A 22,432-nucleotide genomic window follows, 5' to 3' on the forward strand; every position below is an offset into this window, starting at 1 on the left:
CGCCGGCGGGCGGCTCGACGTCACGGGCGACGAGCCCGGCGGCCCACTCCCGCGACTCGGCCACGGCGGGGTCGGTGTCGGCGGCGTTCCGGAAGGCACCGGGGCGCGGGGACGGCGCGTCGGCGGCGCGGCCGCGCCGCCCGCGCCCCGTGCGGTGGAGCTCGCCGCCGCCGGCGGCCACCCCGGCCCCCTGACCGTCCCGGCCGCCGGCGTCAGCTGCCGGCGACGTCCTGCGCGCGCCGCGTCGGGTGCTCCGCCCCGCGGGACCGCAGCACCGTGCGCCCGACCACCTGCTGCCAGGTCGCGGTGCGCTCGGACCGGCCGGTGCCGATGAACGACACCGCCCAGTGCAGCAGCGTCGTGACGCGGTTCTTGAAGCCGACCAGGTAGACGATGTGCACGCCGAGCCACAGCAGCCACGCGACGAACCCGGCGGTCTGCACCGGCCCGATCTTCGCGACCGCCTGGAACCGCGACACCGTGGCGAGGCTGCCCTTGTCGCGGTAGACGAACGGCTCACCGGTCGGCTCGCCCTTGACGTGCCGGATGATCTCCTCCGCCGCGTACCGCCCGGACTGCATGGCGGCGGGCGCGACGCCGGGGACCCCCTTGCGGGAGGCCATGTCGCCGACGACGAACACCTCCGGGTGCCCGGGCAGGGACCCGTTCGGCTCGACGCTCACGCGCCCCGCCCGGTCCACCTCGGCGCCGGTCTGCTCCCCGAGGCGGCGGGCCAGCGGGGAGGCGGACACGCCCGCGGCCCACACCTTGGTCTGCGCGTCGATGCGGGTCCGGTTGCCGTCGGTGTCCTCCACGTCGACGAAGTCGGCGCCCACGTCGACGACCTTGTGGTTCATCAGCAGCTCGACGCCCAGGCCCTCGAGCGTGCGGGCGGCCGACTCCTGCAGCTTCTCGGGGTAGCCGGGCAGCACCTGCGGCACGGGGTCCACCAGCAGGATGCGGGCCTGCGACGGGTCGATGTGCCGGAAGTTGCCGCGGAGCGACCGGTGCGCGAGCTCCGCCAGCTGCCCCGCCATCTCCACGCCGGTGGGGCCCGCACCGACGACGACGGACGTCATGAGCCGGGTGCGCTCGGCGGGGTCGGTGGCGAGCTCCGCGAGCTCGAACGCCCCGAACACCCGGCCGCGGATCTCGAGGGCGTCGTCGATGCTCTTCAGGCCCGGGGCGTGGTCCGCGAACTGGTCGTTGCCGAAGTAGGACTGCCCGGCGCCGGCGGCGACGATCAGGCTGTCGTAGGGCGTCCGGGTCTCCCCGAGCGGCGAGGACGACACGACGACGCGGTTCTCCACGTCGATGTCCGTCACCACGCCCAGCAGCACGCGGGCGTTGCGCTGGCCCCGCAGCACGTCGCGGGTCGCGGGGGAGATCTCCCCGACCGACAGCACGCCCGTCGCGACCTGGTAGAGCAGGGGCTGGAACACGTGCGTCGCGGTGCCGTCGACGACGGTCACCCGCACCGGCGCGCCGGCCAGGGCCTTCGTGGCGAACAGGCCGCCGAAGCCGGAGCCGATCACCACCACGTCGTGGGGCTTTCCGGGTGTGCGCGAGGGGACGCTGGCGCTCATCAGGGGTCCTTCCGCGGAGGGGTGGCGGGACCCGTCCGACCCTACGAGCGCGGTGGTCGGAGCGCGCGCGGAGCCGGCACCGCCTCCCGTCAGGCCGGCGGCGCGAGGATGTCCGCCAGGCTGAACCCCACCGGCTCCTCGAGCTGCGCGTAGGTGCAGGTGGCCGGGTCGCGGTCGGTGCGCCACCGGCGGAACTGGGCGGTGTGCCGGAACCGGTCGCCCTCCATGTGGTCGTACGCGACCTCGACCACGAGCTCGGGGCGCAGCGGCACGAACGACAGGTCCTTCCCGGCGCTCCACCGGCTGACCGCGCCGGGCATCCGCTTGTCGCCGTGGGCGGACTGGTCGGCCCAGTCGCCCCACGGGTGCCCGGACAGGTCGTCGGCGCGCAGCGGCTCCAGCTCCTCCACGAGCGTCTTGCGCCGGGCCATCGGGAACGACGCCGCGACGCCCACGTGCTGCAGCCGGCCGTCGTCGGTCCACAGGCCGAGCAGCAGCGAGCCGACGACCGGGCCGGACTTGTGCCAGCGGAAGCCGGCGACCACGCAGTCGGCGGTGCGGGCGTGCTTGACCTTGAACATCGTGCGCTTGTCCGGCTGGTACGTGCCGTCCAGCGGCTTCGCGACGACGCCGTCGAGCCCGGCGCCCTCGAACCGGCCGAACCAGTCCTGGGCGACCGCGAGGTCCGCGGTCGAGGGTGTCAGGTGGACCGGCGCCTGCGCCCCGCCGAGCGCGTCGACGAGCCGCGCGCGCCGGTCCGCGAACGGCGTCCGCATGAGGTCCTCGTCGCCGAGCGCCAGCAGGTCGAAGCCGACGAACGACGCGGGGGTCTGCTGGGACAGCAGCCGCACGCGGCTGTCCGCCGGGTGGATGCGCTGCTGCAGCGCGTCGAAGTCCAGCCGGTCGCCGGACACCACGACGATCTCCCCGTCGACGACGCACCGCTCGGGCAGGTTCGCCTTGAGGGACTCGACGAGCTCCGGGAAGTACCGCGTCATCGGCTTCTCGTTGCGGCTGCCCAGGACGACCTCGTCGCCGTCCCGGAACACGATGGTCCGGAACCCGTCCCACTTGGGCTCGGTGTGCCCGAGGTCGGGGATCTCGGGCACGGCCTTGGCCAGCATCGGGGACACGGGTGGCATCACGGGCAGGTCCATGGCGCCCATCCTGCTCGTTCACGCCCGGCGGCGCAGCGCCCAGACCGCTCCGGCCACCGACGCCGCGCACCAGGCGAGCAGCACGACGAGGGAGCGCGCGGGCAGGGTGAACGCGTCGCTGACCAGGCCCGCCCGGACGAGCTGCGCCATCGGCTCGATCGGCAGCCACTCGTGCGCGCCCTGCAGCCACCCGGGCATCCGCTCGGCGGGGTAGGACACCGGGCTGAACAGCAGCACGACGAACACCAGGGCCTGCGTCATCAGGGACGCCAGCGCGGGCGCGAGCAGCGAGGCCATCGCGTACCCGACCGCGGCGGCCGTGAGCGAGACCAGCAGGGCGCCCGGCACGAGCCACGGCGCGAGCGACAGGTCGACGTCGAACCGCAGCACGCCGGCGACGACGCCCAGCACCATGCCCGGCAGCGCCAGCACGGTCCAGACCAGCAGGTCGCTGATCAGGAACAGCGACCGCGGCACCGGCAGGGTCCGCATCCAGTCGAGGCTGCCCTCGGTGCGGGACTGGGACAGCAGCTGCGGCGTGACGACCAGGCCGATGGTGATGAGCGTGACCGTCGGCGCGCCGGTGGCGAGGTACAGCGCGGTCACCGGGTCCGGGTCCCCGACCAGCAGGCCGTAGCCGATCACGGTGGCGACGGCCATGAACACCTGCACCACGACCATGAGCGGCAGGAAGGCCGACTGGCGGCGGAGCTGCCACTGCGCCAGCAGCAGGGTCTGCTCGACGGCGGTCACGCGGCCTCACCCGCCAGGGCGGTCGCGGTGCCGGCGTGGTGCTCGTCGCCGACCAGGTCCACGTACACGTCCTCCAGGGACGCGGGGGTGAGCGCGTACCGCTCCAGACGGTCGGCCGCGACCTCCGCCTGCGCCCACCGCACGACCTCCGCGGCGTCGTCGGACCGGACCGTCCCGGTCTCGCGGCCGCGCGAAGCGGACACGCCGCGGACGGCGGGGTGCCACGCCCAGGCCGCGCCGTCGAGGTCGTGCGCGAGGTCGGCCTCGACCGTGAGCGTGTCCTGCAGGTGCGCGGTGAGGCCCGCGGGGGTGTCGTCGGCGAGCACGACGCCGTGGTCGAGCACGGCCAGGCGGTCGACCACCCGCTCCGCCTCGCGCACGTTGTGGGTGACCAGCAGGACCCCGCGGCCCTGGTCGGCGAGCGCGCGGATCTGCTGCCACAGCAGCCGGCGGCGCACCGGGTCGACATCGTTGGTCGGCTCGTCCAGCACCACGAGCCGGCCCGGGGCGACGACGGTCATCGCGAACGCCGTGAGGCGGGCGATGCCGCCGGAGACCTTCTCCGCGGGGGTGTCGGCCCACGGGCCGAGGTCCAGCGCGTCGATCAGCTCGGTCGCACGCTCCCGGACGGCGGGGCGGTCGGCGCCCCGGATGCGTCCCACGAGCTCGATCGCGCGGCGGGGCGTCAGCCCGGTGATCGGGACGTTGGCCTGCGCCTGGATCGACACGAGCCGGCGGGCCTGGTCGGGGTGTGCGACCGCGTCGACCCCGGCGAGGCGGATGGTCCCTGCGTCGGGCCGCACGAGGCCGACCACCTGGTTCACGAGCGTGGTCTTGCCCGCTCCGTTGTGGCCCAGCAGCCCGACGACCTGCCCCGCGGCGACGTCCAGGTCGATCCCGTCGTTGGCCTGCACACCGCTGCGTCCGCGGTACCGCTTGCGCAGCCCCCGCACGCTCAGCACGTCTGCCGATCCCATCGTGCACCTCCTCCGTCTCGTCACATACCGATCGGTACATCGGTGACCGTAGCAGCACATGGCGTCACATACCAGGGGGTATCCATCGAGCCGGGGGCGTGTCTGCGCAGGTCCGGGCGCCGGGACGATCGTCTCGACGTCGTCGACATACCGCGCGGTACGCCCGTGGGTATGATGGCGGGATGGCCCGGACCCCCGACCGCGACGAGCACCCCGACGACACCATCGGCGCCGCCACCCGCGCCCTGGCGGACGCGACCGCCGCCCTGACCCGCCTCATCGGCAAGCAGGTGCAGAGCGTCGTCCCCGAGGTCTCGGAGGCGGTCGCCGCGAGCCTGCGCGAGGCGTCACGCGGCCTGGCGGACGCGTCCGAGCACGTGCAGCGGGCCGGCGACGGCACCCGGGCCGAGGGTCGCCGGCGGGAGAAGGTGGACCGCACCCGCGCCGACCTGCTCGACGCCGCCGCCCGCGTCATCGCCGCGAAGGGCTACGAGGGCGCGTCCGTCGGCGACATCGCCGCCGAGGCTGGGTACACCAAGGGGGCCCTGTACGGGCACTTCGGGTCCAAGGAGGGCGTGTTCCTCGCCCTCGCGCGCGAGCGCCTGGGGATCGCGATGTCCGACCCCGACCTGGACATCCCCGGGCTCAGCACCGACGGCGTCGACACCGCGGCCCTGGCGGGCTGGCTGCGGGACGCGCAGGACGACCCGAACCTGCTGCTGTCCCTGGAGTTCCTGACCTACGGGCTGCGCAACCCCGACGCGGGTGGCGAGCTCGCGGCGCTGCACGTGCGGTCCTTCGACCTCGTCGCCGAGCAGGTCGCGGCCATGCGGCTGGCCCGGCGCCGCGCTGCCGGTGCCGAGCCGGGGCCCGCCGAACCGACGCAGGAGGACCGGGACGCGGCGCTCGCGGTCATCAGCGTGCTGAACGTCGCGACGCTCGAGGGCAAGCTCACCGGGTCGGAGCACATGTCGCCGGAGGCCGGAGCCCGGATCATCGCCCGGCTGCTGGCCGGCTGAGGCTCAGCCCGCGTCGCGGTGCGCGTTGCGGGACAGCCGCAGCGGCACGGCGAGCCACACGACCGACAGGCCGACGATGACGAGCGCGCCGGCGATCCAGCCCGCCGTGCGGTCGACCACGACGTCGAACAGCAGCAGCGCGGAACCCGCCAGCACGAGCGCGAGCATCGCCAGGCCGGTCTGCGCCATCTTGTCCGCCGACTCCACCAGCTCGCGCTTGAGGTGCCGCCGGAACAGGATCCGGTGCAACGACACCGGCGCGACGATGAAGCCCGTCGCCGCGACCGCGAGCACCACCAGGACCAGGTAGACGGCCTTCTGGTACTCGTCGAGGTCGAGGAACCGCTGCTGGAACGGCACCGTGAGCAGGAACCCGGTGAGGATCTGCACGCCGGTCTGCGCGACGCGCAGCTCCTGGAGCAGCTCGTTCCAGTTCCGGTCCATGCGCTCGGTCGGCGTCTCGCTGCGCCCGTCGTCGGTGCGTGCGGCGCGCTGCTGGTCGGTCATGGTCGTCCTCCGTCCCGCGCCGCGGGGGAGGGGGAGTCCCGCGACGCGCTCGCCGTATGGTGCCGCGCCCGCGGGCTCAGCGCAGGTCGAGCAGCAGCGTGTCGGACCCGCCCACGCGGCCGACGGGCCGGAACCCGCGGCGCTCGTACATCGCGCGCGCCACGGCGTTGCCGTCCTCGACCGACAGGCTGACCGCCCGCCGACCCGCCTGACGTGCCCCGTCGAGGCACGCGTCGAGCAGCGCGGAGCCCGCACCCGTGCCGCGCGCCGGCGCCAGCACGGCCATCGACAGCTCCGGCACGTCGTCGGCCACGTACCCCCACCCCGGGGCGTCGGCGGTCAGCAGCCGCAGCCACGCCGCGCCCACCGGCTCGCCCGTCCCGTCGAGGGCGACCACCCCGAGGTCCGACGGCCGGCCCCACCCGGCGACGTACCGCGCCAGGTGCGGGTCGGCGGCGACGTCCTGCGCCCGGACGCGCTCCTCGCCGGTCCAGTTCACGGCGGCAGCGACCAGGCCGGTCAGCAGGTCGGCGTCGTCGGCGGTCGTGGGTCGCAGGTGCATGGCGGGAGTCTCGTCCGCCCCGGGCGCGCGGCGCCACCGGATTCGGGTCCGTGGGCAGGGGGCGGCGGGAATGACCGTGCGGCCGGGCGCGTTGGAACGGTACGATCGACATGCTGCGCGCGGCGACCGGGTCACACCGGGAGGCGGGCGCGGTGATCGACACGAGATTGACAACTCCACAGCAGCACCCACTGGGGGTGATCGGTTTCGACGGTGATCGTCGAACCAGGAGAAGCGGGCCGAGGACACACGGTTATCTCGCTAACGCTCCGTGTAAACCAATAGGTGCCGATAACAAGCGCACCGACTTCGCCCTCGCCGCCTGAGCGAGCCTCGAAGTCCGTCAGCCTGAGCTAGCTTCCGACTCAGTTCCTGGCGTCATCTAGGGAGCCACTGCTCGCAGCCTTCGTCACCGGGGCTGCGGGGACTTTCAGGTGACTGAGCCCGTCCGCGACTTGTCTGCGTGATCGCGGGGGCCGAGAAAATCTGCTGCAGACTGCGCCCGGAGAAGCCCTGGTCCCACGTCATCGGACGCGGGTTCGATTCCCGCCACCTCCACCAGTGACACGAGGCCCGTCCCGCTCGCGGGGCGGGCCTCGTCGCGTCTGCGGCGGCGCGCGTCGGCCTGTTCGCGATCGGTCAGCCGAAGCGGAGACGGTCGACCATGAGGTCGGCCTCGTCGAGCACGTCGCCGGCCGCCCACGTCATGTCCCGACGGGACTCGGTGATGCGGCGCAGGACCCCGGCCTCCTCCAGCCGGTCGATCGCCGCGTAGGCACGTGCCGTCGAGGCGCCGGTCAGCCGAACGACGTCGCTCGCGTCGACGACGGGATGTCGGGGCAGCAGGTCGAGCAGGACGGCCGCAGCGGAGCCGGAGCGTGGGCTCACGAGGTCACGCCAGACGGCTGGAAGCGCGATCAGCCGCTCGGCCGAGACGGTGGCCTCTCGGGTCGCGCGGGCCGTGGCCTCCGCCAGGTACGCCACGAACGGCTCGACGGTCCCGGTGCGGTAGTCGTTGACCAGCGCGAAGTACCGGTCGCGGTCGGCGACGATCGCCGAGGCGACGGGCACGGCCATCCGCGTGGTGGTACCGCGGTAACGCCAGATCGCGTTGATCAGCGAGCGGCCGACGCGGCCGTTGCCGTCGGTGAACGGGTGGATGGACTCGAACTGGGCGTGCGCGACGGCGGCCTGCACGACGGGATCGAGGTCCGTGCGCCGGAGGAAGTCGACGAGGTCCGCCATGAGCGCCGGCAGCAGACTCGGCGCCGGGGGCACGTGCAGTGCTCCTCGCGGTGAGCGGTTGGAGCCGCCGGTCCAGTTCTGCACCGTGCGCAGCGTGCCCGCGTCCCACTTCTCCTCGGGGTCGTCGGCCATGAGCGGGCGGTGGGCCGCGAGGATGTCGTCGAGCGCGATGCCGTGGGAAGCCCGTTCCACCAGCAGGGACAAGCCGTCGATCGCGCCCTTGACGGTCCGGGCGGATCGCGGGGCGCGGATGCCGTGCTGCGCCCGTGCCAGCTGGTCGACGGTCGTCAGCTCTTCCTCGATCCGCGACGAGGCGATCGCTTCGGTACGGAGCAGGAACGGCTCCAGCGTGGAGACCTGGTGGGCGAAGCGCTGCTCCAGGACCCGGACGTCGACCGCGGCGCTGCGGGCGACCTCGAGCAGGCTCCCGCCGAGCGGCAGATCGAGAGCCGCGATCCGGGGCGGGATGCTGGCCACGTAGGTGTCGATCTCGGCGCGTCGCCCTGCGCGGGACGCCCAGGGCAGCGTCTCGTGGTCATGCGGTGGCACTCGGAGGGCGGAGGGAGGCATCGGTCTCCGTAAGCGAGAAGAGCGGGCTCGCTATTCTCGCTTACGGGCACAACCGAGAACAAGGGCGACGGTCTTCTCGCTTCGTGGGTCGTCAGCGGGGGGATCGTCAGGGCGCGGCCACCCGGAACACCGGCCACCCGATCTCGGTGCGCCAGGCCGACGGCTCCGCGGTGTCGCGTGGCCCGACCACGTAGATCTCCCGCACCGGCCCGGCGACCGCCAGCGCGTTGGCGACCACCCACCTGCCGAGCTCGCCGTAGGTGACGTCGATGTCGTGGTGCTCGCCGACGTGCGTCGCGACGGCCATCTCGACCGCCGGCAGGGTCACCGGGTGCACCCGCCCCGTGCGTGGCGGCCGCGCCGTCGGGCGGTAGACCAGCGCGTGACCCCGGCCGTCCTCGAACAGCGCGTTGTCGTACAGGCCGCCGGGTACGCCGGTCGGCTCGGGGACCGCGGCGTCCAGCTCGGCCATGGCGCCCGCGTACCAGGCGATGACGTCGTCGTGCGCCACGTCGCCCTCGACCGCGGCGACGGTGGTCGCCGGCACGGCCCGCAGCTCGACGTCGAGCGGAGCCGGTGCCGGCCGCAGCAGCCGGCGCAGCGACGCGACCGCGGCGCGCGTCCGGTCGAGCTCGGACTCCAGCCGCTGCAGGTGGTCGGCGACCAGCTCGGCGCGGGTCCCGGGGTCGGGGGAGCGCAGGATGCGCTGCACGTCGGCGAGGGGGACGTCCAGCTCGCGCAGGCGGTGGACCACCTGCGCGGTGGGGATCTGGTCGGGGCTGTAGGAGCGGTAGCCGGTCACGCCGTCGACGCTCGCCGGCTCCAGCAGCCCCGCGTCGTGGTAGCGGCGCAGCGTCCGCACGCTCAGGTGGGTGAGCCGCGAGAACTCACCGATGGCCAGCACGCCGCCATGGTGCACCCTCTCCCAGGGGGAGAGTCCAGCCGTTGACCCTCGCGCACCGGGAGCGCCCAGGGTCGAGGCATGACCACTCCCGCAACAGTCCAGCCGGGTGAGCTGCCCGCCACGATCCGTGATTACCTCGCCGCGCACACCGCCGACGACACCGACGCGGCGCTCCGCGCGTTCACCTCGACCGCCGTGGTCGTCGACGACGGCACGACCTACCGGGGCACCGAGGAGGTCCGGCGGTTCCTGTCGAAGGCCGGGGCCGAGTTCCGGTACACCACCGAGCTGATCTCGGTACGGCGCGTCGACGACGCGCACTGGGTCGCGACGCAGCGCCTGGAGGGCGACTTCCCCGGCGGCGTCGTCGACCTGGCCTACCGCTTCGCGATGGACGGGGACTTGATCGAGGGACTGGTCATCGCGCCGTCACACGGTGATGACTAGAATGGTGGTCATGACCACGACGACGTCCCTCGCCCACGTCAAGGCGCACCTGTCAGCCGTCGTCGGGTCCGTGCACGACACCCACGAACGAGTCGTGATCACGCGCAACGGTGAACCCGCCGCCGTGCTCATCTCGCCCGACGACCTTGCCGCGCTCGAGGAGACGCTCGAGATCCTGTCCGATCCCGTCGCGATGGCGGAGCTGCGCGAGGCGGCAGCAGCGATCGAGGCAGGCGTCACAGCGGAGCTGCGGGCGTTCCCGCGCCGGTGAGCTACCGCATCCGCTGGGCTCCACCCGCGCGGCGCGCGATCGAGAACGGCCTCCCGGAGTCGGTCGCGGCCGCGGTGTGGGAGTTCGTCAACGGACCCCTCGCCGAGAACCCGCACCGCGTGGGGAAGCGACTGCTCGGTCCGCTCGCAGGGCACTGGTCGGCGCGTCGTGGGCAGTACCGGGTGATCTACGTGGTCGACGACGACGCGATCATCATCACCGTCGTGAAGGTGGATCACCGGCGCGACGTCTACCGCTGAGGCGCTCCGCGCGTGTCCGAACCGCACCGCGGGTCAGCGTCGCCCGCGCTCCGCCAGCCAGATCGCGTGGTCGACCATCCACGGCGTGACCACGCGTGACCCCTCGGTGAGCTCCGCCGCCAGCTCGGCCAGCACGGTCCGAGCCCCCGCGACGTCGGTCGGGCCGTCGTGCCGCGCGAGGAATCTGAGGACCATGCGGTCCGGCTTCACCTGGTGGTCGTCACCGACCAGCATCCAGAAGTACGCCCGCCGCACGCCGTCCCCCGGGACGCGTGCGAGCTGCTCGTCGATCGCCACGAGCCGGTCGGTGTCACCGACCACCGACGCGGCGTCAGCGCCGGTCGTGATCCCGTGGGAGCGGAGGATCGTCGCGTAGCGGAGCGCCGCCTCCGCCTTGAGGACGCCCCCGCGGGTCGAGGTGCGCTGGCGGTTCGTCGCACCGGCCAGCGTGTCGGCGTCCGGGTAGTCGGCGAGGAACCGCTCCAGCGGGTAGGTGTCCTCGTCGGGCGCCGCGCCGGGCTCGGCGGTGGGGGCCGCGACGTCGGCGGCCGCAGCGACACCGCGCACCACGGGGACGACGACGCGGTCGTAGTGCGCGCCGATCGACCACACAGCGTCGAGCACGCAGAACGTCACGCTCGTCCAGACGCGTGCTCGAGGCGTGATGTCGAGCGCGGACGCGGCCGCGCGAAGCCCGGGAGAGATCACCCCTCGCACTGTGCTCCGGTCGACGCCTCCTGCAGGGCAGTTCCCGGACGGTTCACCCGGACGAGCGTTGCCCGCCCTGCACCGGCAGCTCCACGTAGTCCCGGCAGCGGACCGGCCACCGCAGGACGGTGCGCTGCGGCTGCGGGACCCGGCGGAACGCCTCGGCGGGGTCGACCGGCCGGGGCGCGCCGAGCCGCAGCACCCGGCCGCGCAGGAGCATCCGGCACCCGCCCGCCGCGCGGACGTTGCGGAGCCACTCGACGTCCGGCCCGTAGGTCAGCGCCACGGTGACGGTGTCGCCGTGCCGGAACGCCATGAGCGGCGTGCGCCGCACCGTCCCGGTCCGCCGTCCGACGTGCTCGAGCACCACGATCGAGCCCCAGCGGCCGGCCACGCGCAGCATGAGGGGGTTGAGCACCCGCCGGTTGAAGCCGGTGATGCGGGTGGTGATGGGCACGGCGGCCTCCGGGGCTCAGGTGATCGTGACGCGGTCGGTGTCGAGGTCGAGGAACGCGGCCATCCGTGCGCCCTCCGTCAGCACGGCGTCCGGGTCGTGGAGCGGCTGCAGGGGGTGCACGAGCAGCGTGCCGTCCTCGACGGTCCACCGCGCGGCGACGAACCCGTCGACCAGCACCGTCGCGTGCACCATCGAGTACCCGGGCATGACGGCGGCACGGTGCGCCTCGGGCAGGATCCGGGTGCGGTCGCGGTGCCCGAGCACGGCGTTGTCGAACGCCGCCAGGAACCGGACGGGCGCGGGCGCGTCCTCGTCGGCGATCTCCGCGTCGGGCAGGTCCAGCAGCTCGGCGCCGTCGGGGCCGTGCAGCACGCGCAGCTCGTCCCGCATCGCGTCGACCACCGGCCGCAGCCGCGTCAGGCCGGTGTACGTCTGCAGGTCCATCACGCCGGCCGGCCCGAACGCCGCGAGGTACCGCCGCACCAGCGCCGGCAGGTCCGGCGGGGCCATCGGCCGACCGAGCCACGCCTCGGCGTCGGACACCGCGATGGACCGGCGGCTCCACCACGACCCCCAGGCGGACGTGTCCGGGCCGTGCACCACCGGCGTGAGCGCCTCGACCGCGGCCGCGAGCACCGCGCCGCGCCGGCCGGGCCAGCGGCCGACCAGCGTCGCGGCGAGGTCCCGGCGCCGCACCAGGTCGTCACCGAGCGCCTCGCGCGCGGCGGCCACCAGCTGCTCCGGGTCGATGCCGCGGGTCTCGGCGGTGTAGTAGGTCGACCGCGCGAGGCGGCTGAGCACCGGCTGGATCGTGGGCCGCAGCCACACGTAGTCCTCCGCCGTGGTGAGGTGCTGCGTGCCGCGGAGCAGCGGCCCGCGGACCAGCTCCCGCCGCTCGACCGCCGCCTCGAGGTCGTCCCGCGCGAACCCGGCGACCCGCGACCACAGCCCCGCGAACACCCAGTTCGGCTCCTGCGCCTGGAGCGCGAGCACCCGCGAGGTCGCCGCCGCCGGGGACAGGTCGGCCCGGGTGTCGAGCAGCTGGCGTCGCAGGAGCGTCCGGTTGAGCTGCCGGAGCGTCAGCGTGGCCCCGCGGGTCACGGAGGAACCGCTCACCCGACGGGGACGACGTTCTGGTTCCGCCGGAACAGGTTCTCCGGGTCGTACGTCGCCTTGATCGCCGCCAGCCGGTCCCACGTCGGACCGGGGTAGGCGTCGCGTACCCGCTCCGGCCCCTCGTCGCCGAGGAAGTTCACGTAGGCGCCGGCGTCGCCCTGGTCGAGCAGCGCCGCGGTCCCGGCCACCCACTCGGCGCGTTGCGCGCGGTCGCCCGGGTCCTGCACGAACGCGGCGACGTTGCCCATCACGCGGCTGGCCCGGTGCGCGTACGCGGTCGCGTCGGCGGCGACCCGCGCGATCGCGCCCCCGAGGACCCGCAGCTGCACGACCCGCATCCCGTCGGTGCTCGTCAGCCGCTCCAGCACACGCTCGGCCAGCGGGAGGTCGACGTGGTCGAGCAGCAGCGTCCGCGCGACCGCGGTCGGGTGGTACTCGGGGTCCGCGGGCGGGAACAGCTCCGGGTAGGCGACCGGCCGCACCATGTCCGCCAGCGGGGTGGCGAGCGACCGGAAGGGTGCGAGCGCGCCCTCCGCCGCCTCCGGGGCGCCCGACCAGCACAGCAGCGCCATGACGACGAGCGTCCCGTGGTGCTCCGCGGGCACGAACGGCAGCGGCGGGCAGGGCATCACGTTCATGATCGCGCTGAGCTCGTCCGGCGCGGCGGCCGCCGCCGCCATGAACCCCGCGACCACCTCGGCCGACGCCGGCAGCAGCAGCATCCCGCCGGTGACCCCGTCGAGCGGGTGCAGCCGGTACCGGAACCGCGTGACGACGCCGAAGTTCCCGCCGCCGCCCCGGATCGCCCAGAACAGGTCCGGGTGCTGCTCGGCGTCCGTCCGCACGACCCGGCCGTCCGCGAGCACCACGTCCGCGGCCAGGACGTTGTCGATCGTCAGGCCCTGGACGCGCGACAGGTAGCCGACCCCACCGCCCAGCGTGATGCCGGAGATGCCGACGGACCCCGTGTCCCCGAACCCGATCGCGAGCCCGTGCGCCGCGGTGGCCGCGGTGACCTCCCCGGCGGTGAGGCCGGCCTCCGCCCAGGCGGTGCGACCGTCGACATCGACGTCCAGCTGCTTCCGGTCGCGCAGGTCGACCACGAGGCCGCCGTCGACGGTCCCGTGGCCCGCCCCGCTGTGGCCGCCGCTGCGGACGGCGACGGGAAGGCCCGCGTCCCGAGCGAACGTGACGGCCGCGGAGACGTCGCCGTCGTCCACCGGCCGCACGATCACCGCGGGGCGGGGGTCCGTGCCGCCCAGCACGATGCCGCGGTACGCGTCGAAGTCGGGGTCGCCGGGCTCCACCACGCGCCCGGTCAGGCGGGAGCGGAGGTCGGTCAGGGAGGTGCTGCTCGACGTGGTCATGCGGCGCTCCTTCGCGCGGCGGGACGGAGTCACCAGCGTCGACCTGCCCGGTCCGCGGGGGCAAGGACTTTGGAGAGGTTCCCGGCCGGGTGCCGCGTCCGTACGCTGGCGCGATGGACCTGCGGTTCGAGGGCGAGGTCGTCTGGTGGCGCGGGCCCGCCCCGTTCCACTTCGTCCGGGTGCCCGACGAGGAGGCCGCGGCGCTCCGGGCCGCCGCGTCGCTCGTGTCCTACGGGTGGGGCGTCGTCCCCGTCGCGGTGACGCTCGGGTCGACCCGGTGGACCACGTCGTTGTTCCCCCGGGACGGCGGGTACCTCGTGCCGGTCAAGGACGCGGTGCGCCGGGCCGAGGACGTCGAGCTCGGTGACACGGTCGCGCTGCGGCTCACCGTGGACGTGTAGCACCGACCCCGCTCGCGCGGTCGTCGGTGGTCGTCCGTAGGCTCGGGGCACGGCCTGCCGACGACGTCGCCGGGCCGCCTCGTCGTCACCGTCGACCCGAAGGACCGGCCCCGCATGAAGACGTTCACCCTGCCCGGCACCGACATCGTCGCCCCGGACGTGATCCTCGGCCTGATGCGCATCCAGGAGAAGTCCGACGACGAGGTCCGGGAGCTCGTCCGCACCGCGCGGGACGCCGGCATCGCGTTCCTCGACCACGCCGACATCTACGGCGACCGGCCGCACGGCTGCGAGGAGCGGTTCGCGGAAGCGCTGGACCTCACGCCCGCCGAGCGCGAGGAGTACGTCATCCAGACCAAGTGCGGCATCGTCAAGGACGGCCCGTACTTCGACTTCTCGTACGAGCACATCATCGAGTCGGTGAACGGCTCGCTCGCGGCGCTGCGCACGGACTACGTCGACATCCTGCTGCTGCACCGCCCGGACGCGCTGGTCGAGCCGGACGAGGTCGCGCGGGCGTTCGACGAGCTCGCCGCCGCCGGCAAGGTCCGGGCGTTCGGCGTCTCGAACCACACGCCCCGCCAGATCGAGCTGCTCAAGCGGTCCGTCACCCAGCCGCTCGTCGTCAACCAGGTGCAGCTGAGCATCACGCACTCCCCGCTGATCGCGCAGGGGGTCGCAGCGAACATGGCGGCGCTCGACCAGTCGATCGACCGGGACGGCGGGATCCTGGACTACTGCCGGCTGAACGACATCACGCTGCAGGCGTGGTCGCCGTTCCAGAAGGGCTTCTTCGACGGGGTCTTCCTCGGCGACCGGGAGGCGTTCCCCGAGCTGAACGAGGCCATCGACCGGCTGGCCGAGAAGTACGGCGTGACGCCCCTGGGCATCGCGACCGCCTGGATCACCCGGCACCCCGCGCAGATGCAGGTCGTGCTGGGGACGACGACGCCGTCCCGGGTGACGGAGGCGGCGGCCGGCTCGGACGTCACGCTGACGCGCGCCGAGTGGTACGAGCTGTTCCGGACGTCGGGCCACACCGTGCCGTGATCCTGGGATTCACGATGAATCCCAGCGGTGCTACCGTCGCGGGATGAGCACCCAGATCACGGTCCGGCTGCCCGACGACATGGTGGCGATGGTCGACTCGCTGGTGACGTCGGGTCGCGCCCGCAGCCGCGCGTCGGTGGTGGAGCAGGCGCTGGAGCACGAGGTCCGGCGCCTGCTCACCGAGCGCGACGTGGCGATCCTCCGCGGGGACGGCGCCCCCGACGACCTCGCTCCGCTGGCGGCCTGGGCGCAGGGGCGGCCGGTCGAGGGGCTCGACGGATGAGGTCGATCCACGTCGCCGAGCTCGACGAGCGGCGCCCGGTGCTGGTGCTCACCCGGGAGGCGGTGCGGCCGTACCTCGGCAAGGTCACCGTCGCGCCGATCACCAGCACCGCGCGCGGTCTCGCGACCGAGGTGCCCGTGGGCCCCGAGAACGGGCTGGACCAGGCGTCCGTGGTCAGCTGCGACAACCTGCTCACCGTTCCCGCCGGTTCGCTCGGCCCGCAGATCGGGATGCTGCTGCCCGACCAGGAGCGGGCGCTGGCGCGGGCGATCTCGCACGCCTTCGACCTCGCGTCGACGTGACGGCCTGCGCGGTGTCAGCGGTGTGCGGGAGCATCGGCGCATGATCTTCGACTTCGAGGCCCCGCTGTGGGAGTGGGACGCCCGCCGCACCGAGCGGTGGACGTTCGTGAGCGTGCCCGAGGACGCGTCCGACGAGATCCTCGAGCGTGCCGGCGCGTTCGCGCGCGGGTTCGGGTCGCTGCGGGTCGAGGTGACGGTCGGTGGCACGACCTGGCGGACGTCGATCTTCCCGGACGGGAAGCGCAAGGCGTACTCGCTGCCGGTCAAGAAGGCCGTGCGCGCGGCCGAGGGGCTGACGGTCGGCGGGCCGGTGCGGGTGACCCTGCGGGTGCTGGACGTCTGACGGGCCGGAGGCGACGGCGGGTCCGCCCCGCGCCGCGCCTCAGAACGGGGGACTGTCAGGGGTCGACGCGTCCCACGGGTTCACGAGACGGAGCCCGAGGCCCTCGAAGTCACGCGTGTTGCGCGTCGCCAGCGTCGCGTTCCGAGCCGAGCAGATCGCGGCGATCATCCCGTCCTCGGTGCTGAGCGGCCGGCCTGCCGCGAGACGCTGCTCCTGCAGCGACGCGTAGCGGCGAGCGGCTTCCGTGTCGTACGGCAGGACGTCGTCCCGGAACCGCTGCACCACGTCCTGCACGGCCGTCATCAGCCCGTCTCGTCGCCGGCCCGCGGGGAGGCAGCGGACTCCGACGAGCAGCTCTCCGACGCTGACTGCCGTCACCCCGACGGCTTCGGTCACCTGGTCGAGCCACGCGATCACCCGGTCGTCCGGGGACAGCCGCATCGGCTCGGAGAGGACGTTCGTATCGAGGACGATCACCCGAGGTCCACCGACCGCGGCACCGACCGGGCGGGGAGCTCCAGGTCATCGCCCCGGAGCTCGCGGGTCGCGGCCACCCACGCCTGCGTCAGCCCGGTGTCGTTCACGGCCGCGCTGAGGATCGCGCGCACCTCCGCCTCCATGGACCGGTGGTGCGACGCCGCTCGCTGCTTCAGTCGTCGCTGGACCTCGTCATCGAGGTTGCGGACCGTCACGGTCGCCATGGCGCACCTCCTCTCGCTGGGACTGCTGTCAATGCTAGCAACCAGCGGGCTCAGGCGGCGAGGTCGACCACCCGCGGCCCGAGGTCCGGCGCCTCGGACAGCGCGGCAGCCGGTGCCGGCGCGGCCGCAGGCGCCTGCGCGGCCTCGCGGGCCCGCTGCCGGCGCGCGCGCAGGACCACGGCGACCGCGTGCGTCCCGACCAGCGCCCACACCGCGTTCGTGACCACCGACGGCCACACCCCGCTGCTCGCCGCGACGAGGCCCATGAACAGCCCGGACACGACGTTCGCCGCCTGGTACCGCCCGGAGGTGGGGGACCACTTCCCCTGCGTGACGAGGACGTAGGCGACGAGGCACGTGACCGCGCCGAGCCAGCCGAGCGCGGTGACGAGAGCGGACACGGGCGTGCTCCAGGAAGGACGAGGGGTGGGTGGAGGGCTGCCGGGTCCCCGCGTGCGGGGTGGGCCGACGCCTCCATTCTGGGCCTGTCACGGGTTCAGCACAATCGAATGATGTTCCGACCCGGATTTAGCAGGAGTGAATTAGGATGAATGGGTGCCGACCGACCCGCGCCGCCTCGCCGTCCTGCTCGCCGTCCACCGCGCCGGAGGGGTCCTCGCGGCCGCCGACGTGCTGCACGTGACCCCCTCGGCGGTGTCGCAGCAGATCACCCGGCTGGAGGCCGAGGAGGGCGTCGCGGTGCTGGACCGGAACCCCCGGGGGGCGACGCTGACCGCCGCGGGTCGGATCCTCGCGGAGGCGGCGGAGCGCATCGAGTCCGAGCTCGTCGAGGCGCGCAAGTCGCTCGCCGCGCTCGGGGGCGAGCTCTCCGGCCGGGTCACGCTCGCCGGGTTCCAGACGGCGATCCGGGCGGTGGTCGCACCGGCGCTGGGCGTCCTGGCCGAGCACCACCCGGGTGTCGAGCTCGTGGTGGAGGAGCGCGAGCCGGGGGAGTCGATGCGCCGGCTGCGGGAGGGCGACGCGGACATCGTGCTGCTGGAGCGCGACGAGGACGCCGACACCCACGTGCCGCGCGGGCAGCGGGACGTGGTGCTGCTGGAGGAGCCGTGGCGCGTGGTCCTGCCGAGCTCTGTCGCGACGCCGACGCAGCTGTCCGACCTCGCGGGGGTGACGTGGCTGGCGGCGGAGGCCGGGACGGCTGCCGCCCGGGCGCTGAGCCGGGTCGCGGCGGCGCTGGGGCCGGTGACCAGCCGGCACGTGTACTACGACTTCGACGTGGCGCTCGCGCTGATCGCCGCGGGTCAGGGCGTCGGGATGCTGCCGGCGCTAGCGCTGCAGGGCGAGCTCCCCGACGGCGTGACCGTCGCGACGGTGCCCGGCCTCGGCTCGCGGCGGCTGGTCGCCCGGCACCGCGCCACCCGCAGGGAACCCGGCCCCGCCGTGGTCGCGGTCGTGGAGGAGCTGCTGGCGGTCGCGTCGGGGCTCGACCTGGTCTGACCGGCGCGCTCGCCCGGGCGGGGCCGCGGGGCCGACCGTACGCTCCCGGCATGGACTGCGACGTGGTGATCGTCGGTGCCGGGCTGGCGGGCTTGACCTGCGCGCGGGCGCTGCACCGGCGCGGGTACGCGGTGCGGGTGCTCGAGGCCGCCGACCGGGTCGGCGGCCGGGTGACGAGCCAGCGCGTCGACGGGTTCACGCTGGACCGCGGCTTCCAGGTGGTGAACCCGGCGTACCCGGCCCTGGCGGACCTCGTGGACGTCGAGGCCCTGCGGCTGCAGCGGTTCCTGCCCGGGGTGGCGGTGCGCCGCGACGACGGTCTCGCGCTGCTGGCCGACCCGCGCCGCGCGCCCCGGGACCTGCTCGCGACGCTGCGCAGCGGCTACCTCCGGCCCGTGGAGCTCGCGGCGCTGGCGCGGTGGCTGGCGCCGGCCCTCGGACCGGTCCGGCGGCTGGTCGAGGGGGACGACGCCACCCTCGCCGACTCGCTCACCGCCGCCGGGGTGGACGGGCGGATCCGGCGCGAGGTGCTGGAGCCGTTCCTGGCCGGCGTGCTCGGTGACCACGCCGGCGAGACGTCGGCGGCGTTCGTGCGGCTGGTGCTGCGGTCCGACACGCTCGGCACGCCGGGGCTGCCGGTGGGCGGCGCCATCGCGCTGCCGCAGCAGCTCGCCGCCGGGCTGCCCGACGTCGCGACCGGCGTGCGGGTCGACGAGATCGCGGCCGTCCCCGGCGGGCAGGTCGTGCGCGCCGCCGGGGTCGAGGTCCGCGCGCGGGCCGTCGTCGTGGCGGCGGACCCCGTGACCGCGGCGTCGTTGACGGGGCTGCCGGCTCCGACGATGCGCGGGCTGTCCACCACGTGGTGGGCCGCCGACGCGCTGGTGCACCCGACCCGGGCGGTGGTGGTCGACGGCCGTCGGCGCGGGCCCGTCGTCAACGCCGCCGTGGTGTCACGGGCCGCCCCCTCCTACGCCCCCGCGGGGACCCACCTGGTCGAGGCGACGTGCGTGCTGCCGCCGGACGGCGACGCACCGGACCGGGACGCGGTGCGGCGCCAGGCGGGGGAGATCCTGGGCGCGGACCCCCGCGGCTGGACGGAGCTCGCGCGGCACGACCTGCGGCACGCCCTGCCCGCCCTGCCGCCGCCGCTGCGGGACCGCGTCCGCCAGGACGTCGACCTGGGGGACGGGCGCTACGTCTGCGGGGACCACCGGGACACGCCGTCGCAGCAGGGAGCGCTGGTCTCGGGCCGGCGCACGGCCCGGGCGGTGGCAGCGCGCCTCGCGGCCTGAACCGAGCGGACCCGGCGTCACCCGTCGCGCGTCACCAGACGAGCCCGACCAGCCACCGCACGATCGTGACGGCGCCGACGACGAGGCACGCGACCAGCCCGCCGAGCACCGCGACCGCGATGACGTCACCCCACCACGGGCCCGGCACCGGTTCCGGCCGGGGGTCGCGCCAGTCGACCGTGCCGCCGGCGTCGTCCTCGGCCGTCGCCCGGAGCGCGCGCAGCCGCTCCTCCGCGACCTGCGACCCCGTGCCGTCCTCCGCGCCCTCCCACCGCAGCGCCCTCATCATGGAGCGAGCGTCGCCGCGGTGGGCCTTCGCGAACGCCCGCAGCTCCTCCGGCGACGTCTGCTCCGAGAGGTAGCCCCAGCGGCCGGCCTCCTGCCGGTTGCCGGTGCGCCGGTAGACGTCCGCGAGCCGCTCCCGGACGTCGAGCCGGCGGGGGGCGTGGTCGGCGAGGCTCACCAGCCGGGTGCGCGCGCCGTCGAGGTCGCCCGCGGCGACGAGGGCGTCGACGCGCTCCAGGGTCTTCTCGATGGGCACGCCGTGACGCTAGCGGTCGGCGGTGCTGGGTGCGGGCGTTTTTCCCGTCCGCTCGGCGGGGGCCCGCGGGTGTGCGGGGGTCGCGGGCGCGAACACGAACCGGCGCTGCACCTCGAAGCTCGCCAGGTACACGACGGCCTCCGTGACCACCTTCGAGGCGAGCAGCCCGAGCCCGAGGCCGGTCAGCAGCCGGAGCAGCAGGTAGTTCCCGGCCAGCAGCACCACCGCGAGCACCGCGTACCGCACCGCCGCGCGCCCGGCCCGCACCCGGTCGCGGCCCCGCCCGAACACGAGCCGCCGGTTCACCGCGAAGTTCGTCCCGGCGCTGAGCAGCCGCGCCCCCACCACGGACGCCAGCAGCGACCCGGTCAGCGCGTGCAGCACCAGCAGGGCCAGCGTGTCGAGCACGAACGCCGACAGCGACGACAGCGTGAACAGCAGCAGCGGCGCCAGCACCCGCACGGAGTCGGCGAGCGGCCGGAAGTGCGAGGACGCGTTCCGCTCCAGGTAGATGGTCGCGATCTCGACCTCCTCGACGGGCAGCCCCTCCGCCGCCGCGCGCAGCAGGAGGTGCAGCTCGTACTCGAACCGCTCGCCGCGCACGGACAGCAGCCACGGCAGGAGCGCCGCGGGGTAGCCACGCAGCCCGGTCTGGGTGTCCCCGAGCCTGCGGCCCGTCGCGAGGTGGAACACGCGGGCGGTCACGCGGTTCCCGACGACCGAGCGCGCGGGGACGGGACCGGTGAACGACCGCCTGCCCAGCACGGTCGCAGGGCGGCCGGCGGGCTGCGCGGCGAGCGCCGCGGCGACCCGGAGCACGTCCGCGACGGAGTGCTGGCCGTCGCTGTCCGCGCACACCACGTCGTGACCCGGGTGGTGGCGCTGGACGTAGGCGAAGCCGGTCTTCAGCGCGCAGCCCTTGCCGCGGTTGGCCGGGTACGTCAGCACGGTGCAGCCGGCGGCGCCGACCCGGTCGAACAGGGCCCGGTACGCCGGGCCGCTGCCGTCGTCGACGACGAGCACACCCACGTCCGGGGCGGAGGCCCGCAGGTCCTCGACCAGGCGGACCAGGCGCTCGTCGGGCTCGTAGGCGGGAATGAGCACGATCACGGCTCAGCCCTCGATGTACAGGATGTCGGAGGTGCCGCGCTCGGTGCCCTTGCCCAGGGGGTCGTTCACGAGCGAACCGTCGAAGTACATGGTCGACGAGCCGCCGCCGTCCAGGTTGTAGGCGGTGGTGGCGCCGAGGGACTGCATGATCCCGGCGAGCTCCGTCATGTCGACGCCCGCGCTGTAGCCCGGGGAGCGGCCGTCGACGACGACGAACACCAGGTGGTTGTCGTCGATCACGCCGACGGCGGTGCGGGGCTGGTCGCCCTGGATGGAGTGGTTGCCGACGTTGGTGTCGACCTCCACGTCCTCGATCCCGTCGACGACCTCGCCGTCCGCCACGATCGCCGGCCCGAACGACAGGGTGTTCCAGACGCCCGCGGCGACGAGCTCGTCCGCGGTCGTGGTCGTCTCGTCGTAGATCTCGACGGTCCCGTCGGCGTAGAAGGCCAGCCCCTCCCGGGCGCCCTCGTCGCGGTACACCACGCCGTTCCGGATGACGATGCCCGTGTCCCGGAAGCCGTAGTAGTCGCCGTTGACCGCGAACACCGCGTCGTTCGCCTCCGCCATCTCGGACGTGGTCTGGGTGATGTTGGTGCCGAACTGGTTGTTCGCGAACGCCGACCGGAGCACGGTGGCGTCCGACAGGGTCACGTCGGCGACGTAGTACGTGACCTGGTCGTCGCCGCTGCCGGTGACCACGGTCGAGATGCTCACGGCGGCGTCGTCGGACGCGTACGTGGTCGCGGTGGTCGTGGCGTCGTCGTCGGCGGTGCCGTCGTCCGAGGTGCCGGTCGTGGTGCCCTGCTGCTCGGCCTCGTAGGCCTGGACGTCGGCGATCTCGACGTGGTCGACCACGAACCTGTCGAGCGCCCACGCCACGCCGCCGCCGAGGGCGAGGACCAGGACGAGGGCTGAGACCAGGAGTGTGCGGCGGAGGCGCCGGCGCGGGCGCGGAGGTCGGGTCCGGGGCTGCTGCGTCATGCGCCCAGGTCTACGGAGCGGGTCCAGGACGCCGCGGTGCGGAGGCTGTGCGCCGCGTGTG

30 protein-coding genes and 1 other RNA gene are annotated in these 22,432 nt (G+C 74.3%); 12 read left to right on the forward strand and 19 right to left on the reverse strand.

Annotated features, from left to right (window positions below; genetic code table 11):
• The 5 genes from KJP73_RS02345 to KJP73_RS02365 form a co-directional block, all read right to left on the reverse strand.
• Window positions 1–181: hypothetical protein (locus KJP73_RS02345; protein ID WP_213281155.1), on the reverse strand; the 181-nt coding region annotated here is incomplete at its 3' end.
• Between the two features lie 31 nt (window positions 182–212).
• Window positions 213–1,586: an NAD(P)/FAD-dependent oxidoreductase gene (locus KJP73_RS02350; protein ID WP_213281156.1), complete on the reverse strand. Its 1,374-nt coding sequence runs from the start codon at window positions 1,584–1,586 to the stop codon at window positions 213–215.
• A gap of 89 nt (window positions 1,587–1,675) precedes the next feature.
• Window positions 1,676–2,743, reverse strand: coding sequence for an ATP-dependent DNA ligase (locus KJP73_RS02355; RefSeq protein ID WP_213281157.1), 1,068 nt, complete (start codon window positions 2,741–2,743; stop codon window positions 1,676–1,678).
• A gap of 18 nt (window positions 2,744–2,761) precedes the next feature.
• Window positions 2,762–3,496 carry an ABC transporter permease gene (locus KJP73_RS02360; protein WP_213281158.1) on the reverse strand — a complete coding sequence of 245 codons (735 nt, stop codon included), beginning with the start codon at window positions 3,494–3,496 and terminating at the stop codon, window positions 2,762–2,764.
• Window positions 3,493–4,473, reverse strand: a complete 981-nt coding sequence (locus KJP73_RS02365; RefSeq protein WP_213281159.1) for an ABC transporter ATP-binding protein — start codon at window positions 4,471–4,473, stop codon at window positions 3,493–3,495. Before KJP73_RS02365 ends, KJP73_RS02360 begins: the two co-directional genes overlap by 4 nt.
• 182 nt (window positions 4,474–4,655) lie before the next feature.
• Here KJP73_RS02365 and KJP73_RS02370 point away from each other — a divergent pair, with 182 nt between their 5' ends.
• The gene (locus tag KJP73_RS02370; RefSeq protein WP_213281160.1) at window positions 4,656–5,492 is read left to right on the forward strand and encodes a TetR/AcrR family transcriptional regulator; all 837 of its coding nucleotides are present in this window, start codon (window positions 4,656–4,658) and stop codon (window positions 5,490–5,492) included.
• A gap of 3 nt (window positions 5,493–5,495) precedes the next feature.
• Here KJP73_RS02370 and KJP73_RS02375 read toward each other — a convergent pair whose 3' ends face one another.
• Window positions 5,496–5,999 carry a DUF6328 family protein gene (locus tag KJP73_RS02375; RefSeq protein ID WP_213281161.1) on the reverse strand — a complete coding sequence of 168 codons (504 nt, stop codon included), beginning with the start codon at window positions 5,997–5,999 and terminating at the stop codon, window positions 5,496–5,498.
• Window positions 6,000–6,075: 76 nt separating this feature from the next.
• Window positions 6,076–6,561, reverse strand: a complete 486-nt coding sequence (locus KJP73_RS02380) for a GNAT family N-acetyltransferase (RefSeq protein WP_213281162.1) — start codon at window positions 6,559–6,561, stop codon at window positions 6,076–6,078.
• A gap of 193 nt (window positions 6,562–6,754) precedes the next feature.
• On the opposite strand from KJP73_RS02380, the gene ssrA reads away from it, so the two are divergent.
• Window positions 6,755–7,122: a transfer-messenger RNA gene (gene ssrA / locus KJP73_RS02385) on the forward strand.
• 78 nt (window positions 7,123–7,200) lie between these two features.
• Here the strand turns inward: ssrA and KJP73_RS02390 are convergent.
• Both KJP73_RS02390 and KJP73_RS02395 read right to left on the reverse strand, forming a co-directional pair.
• Entirely contained in the window at window positions 7,201–8,283 is a 1,083-nt protein-coding gene (locus KJP73_RS02390; RefSeq protein ID WP_213281163.1) for a Fic family protein, read from the reverse strand.
• A 199-nt stretch (window positions 8,284–8,482) separates the two neighbouring features.
• The gene (locus KJP73_RS02395; protein WP_213281164.1) at window positions 8,483–9,280 is read right to left on the reverse strand and encodes a MerR family transcriptional regulator; all 798 of its coding nucleotides are present in this window, start codon (window positions 9,278–9,280) and stop codon (window positions 8,483–8,485) included.
• 78 nt (window positions 9,281–9,358) lie between these two features.
• Between KJP73_RS02395 and KJP73_RS02400 the strand changes: the two genes are divergently transcribed.
• Genes KJP73_RS02400 through KJP73_RS02410 form a run of 3 tightly spaced genes read left to right on the forward strand, consistent with a single transcriptional unit; the run spans window position 9,359 to window position 10,258 of the window.
• Window positions 9,359–9,727 carry a nuclear transport factor 2 family protein gene (locus KJP73_RS02400; RefSeq protein WP_213281165.1) on the forward strand — a complete coding sequence of 123 codons (369 nt, stop codon included), beginning with the start codon at window positions 9,359–9,361 and terminating at the stop codon, window positions 9,725–9,727.
• Between the two features lie 10 nt (window positions 9,728–9,737).
• Window positions 9,738–9,998 (forward strand): type II toxin-antitoxin system Phd/YefM family antitoxin, encoded by a 261-nt coding sequence (locus KJP73_RS02405; RefSeq protein WP_213281166.1) that lies wholly within the window; start codon window positions 9,738–9,740, stop codon window positions 9,996–9,998.
• A complete protein-coding gene (locus KJP73_RS02410; RefSeq protein WP_213281167.1) occupies window positions 9,995–10,258 on the forward strand; it encodes a type II toxin-antitoxin system RelE family toxin in 264 nt (87 codons plus the stop codon). The genes KJP73_RS02405 and KJP73_RS02410 overlap by 4 nt, the downstream gene beginning before the upstream one ends.
• Window positions 10,259–10,291: 33 nt before the next feature.
• Here the strand turns inward: KJP73_RS02410 and KJP73_RS02415 are convergent, their stop codons facing one another.
• The 4 genes from KJP73_RS02415 to KJP73_RS02430 are packed head-to-tail and all read right to left on the reverse strand — an operon-like array spanning window position 10,292 to window position 13,906.
• Window positions 10,292–10,966, reverse strand: a complete 675-nt coding sequence (locus KJP73_RS02415) for a hypothetical protein (protein ID WP_213281168.1) — start codon at window positions 10,964–10,966, stop codon at window positions 10,292–10,294.
• Between the two features lie 52 nt (window positions 10,967–11,018).
• A complete protein-coding gene (locus tag KJP73_RS02420; RefSeq protein ID WP_249669032.1) occupies window positions 11,019–11,423 on the reverse strand; it encodes a nitroreductase family deazaflavin-dependent oxidoreductase in 405 nt (134 codons plus the stop codon).
• 15 nt (window positions 11,424–11,438) lie between these two features.
• Entirely contained in the window at window positions 11,439–12,539 is a 1,101-nt protein-coding gene (locus tag KJP73_RS02425) for a winged helix DNA-binding domain-containing protein (RefSeq protein ID WP_213281169.1), read from the reverse strand.
• On the reverse strand, window positions 12,536–13,906 hold the full coding sequence (locus KJP73_RS02430; protein WP_213281170.1) for an FAD-binding oxidoreductase: 1,371 nt from the start codon (window positions 13,904–13,906) through the stop codon (window positions 12,536–12,538). Before KJP73_RS02430 ends, KJP73_RS02425 begins: the two co-directional genes overlap by 4 nt.
• Window positions 13,907–14,019: 113 nt before the next feature.
• Here KJP73_RS02430 and KJP73_RS02435 point away from each other — a divergent pair, with 113 nt between their 5' ends.
• From KJP73_RS02435 to KJP73_RS02455, 5 genes are all read left to right on the forward strand, one after another.
• Window positions 14,020–14,307 carry a DUF1905 domain-containing protein gene (locus KJP73_RS02435; RefSeq protein WP_213281171.1) on the forward strand — a complete coding sequence of 96 codons (288 nt, stop codon included), beginning with the start codon at window positions 14,020–14,022 and terminating at the stop codon, window positions 14,305–14,307.
• A gap of 114 nt (window positions 14,308–14,421) precedes the next feature.
• Entirely contained in the window at window positions 14,422–15,357 is a 936-nt protein-coding gene (locus KJP73_RS02440) for an aldo/keto reductase (RefSeq protein WP_213281172.1), read from the forward strand.
• 43 nt (window positions 15,358–15,400) lie between these two features.
• A complete protein-coding gene (locus tag KJP73_RS02445) occupies window positions 15,401–15,640 on the forward strand; it encodes a ribbon-helix-helix domain-containing protein (RefSeq protein WP_213281173.1) in 240 nt (79 codons plus the stop codon).
• Window positions 15,637–15,942 (forward strand): type II toxin-antitoxin system PemK/MazF family toxin, encoded by a 306-nt coding sequence (locus tag KJP73_RS02450; protein WP_213281174.1) that lies wholly within the window; start codon window positions 15,637–15,639, stop codon window positions 15,940–15,942. Before KJP73_RS02445 ends, KJP73_RS02450 begins: the two co-directional genes overlap by 4 nt.
• 40 nt (window positions 15,943–15,982) lie before the next feature.
• The gene (locus KJP73_RS02455) at window positions 15,983–16,285 is read left to right on the forward strand and encodes a DUF1905 domain-containing protein (RefSeq protein ID WP_213281175.1); all 303 of its coding nucleotides are present in this window, start codon (window positions 15,983–15,985) and stop codon (window positions 16,283–16,285) included.
• Window positions 16,286–16,324: 39 nt separating this feature from the next.
• Here KJP73_RS02455 and KJP73_RS02460 read toward each other — a convergent pair whose 3' ends face one another.
• From KJP73_RS02460 to KJP73_RS02470, 3 genes are read right to left on the reverse strand one after another with little or no spacing between them, the layout of a single operon-like run.
• A complete protein-coding gene (locus KJP73_RS02460; RefSeq protein ID WP_213281176.1) occupies window positions 16,325–16,762 on the reverse strand; it encodes a type II toxin-antitoxin system VapC family toxin in 438 nt (145 codons plus the stop codon).
• Complete coding sequence (locus tag KJP73_RS02465; protein WP_213281177.1) at window positions 16,759–16,986, reverse strand: FitA-like ribbon-helix-helix domain-containing protein; 228 nt, start codon at window positions 16,984–16,986, stop codon at window positions 16,759–16,761. Before KJP73_RS02465 ends, KJP73_RS02460 begins: the two co-directional genes overlap by 4 nt.
• A gap of 50 nt (window positions 16,987–17,036) precedes the next feature.
• Window positions 17,037–17,387 (reverse strand): CBU_0592 family membrane protein, encoded by a 351-nt coding sequence (locus tag KJP73_RS02470; RefSeq protein ID WP_213281178.1) that lies wholly within the window; start codon window positions 17,385–17,387, stop codon window positions 17,037–17,039.
• A 154-nt stretch (window positions 17,388–17,541) separates the two neighbouring features.
• On the opposite strand from KJP73_RS02470, the gene KJP73_RS02475 reads away from it, so the two are divergent.
• Together KJP73_RS02475 and KJP73_RS02480 are read left to right on the forward strand one after the other, a co-directional pair.
• Window positions 17,542–18,444 carry a LysR family transcriptional regulator gene (locus KJP73_RS02475; protein ID WP_213281179.1) on the forward strand — a complete coding sequence of 301 codons (903 nt, stop codon included), beginning with the start codon at window positions 17,542–17,544 and terminating at the stop codon, window positions 18,442–18,444.
• 50 nt (window positions 18,445–18,494) lie between these two features.
• Window positions 18,495–19,736 carry a flavin monoamine oxidase family protein gene (locus KJP73_RS02480; protein ID WP_213281180.1) on the forward strand — a complete coding sequence of 414 codons (1,242 nt, stop codon included), beginning with the start codon at window positions 18,495–18,497 and terminating at the stop codon, window positions 19,734–19,736.
• Window positions 19,737–19,767: 31 nt separating this feature from the next.
• On the opposite strand, the gene KJP73_RS02485 is transcribed toward KJP73_RS02480, so the two are convergent.
• Genes KJP73_RS02485 through KJP73_RS02495 form a run of 3 tightly spaced genes read right to left on the reverse strand, consistent with a single transcriptional unit; the run spans window position 19,768 to window position 22,371 of the window.
• On the reverse strand, window positions 19,768–20,277 hold the full coding sequence (locus KJP73_RS02485) for a DUF6584 family protein (protein WP_213281181.1): 510 nt from the start codon (window positions 20,275–20,277) through the stop codon (window positions 19,768–19,770).
• A gap of 9 nt (window positions 20,278–20,286) precedes the next feature.
• A complete protein-coding gene (locus KJP73_RS02490) occupies window positions 20,287–21,387 on the reverse strand; it encodes a GtrA family protein (RefSeq protein WP_213281182.1) in 1,101 nt (366 codons plus the stop codon).
• Between the two features lie 3 nt (window positions 21,388–21,390).
• Entirely contained in the window at window positions 21,391–22,371 is a 981-nt protein-coding gene (locus KJP73_RS02495; protein ID WP_213281183.1) for a phosphodiester glycosidase family protein, read from the reverse strand.
• Between the last annotated feature and the right edge of the window lie 61 nt (window positions 22,372–22,432).

This window comes from Cellulomonas hominis (assembly GCF_901521055.1).
GTDB classification, from domain to species: domain Bacteria; phylum Actinomycetota; class Actinomycetes; order Actinomycetales; family Cellulomonadaceae; genus Cellulomonas; species Cellulomonas endometrii.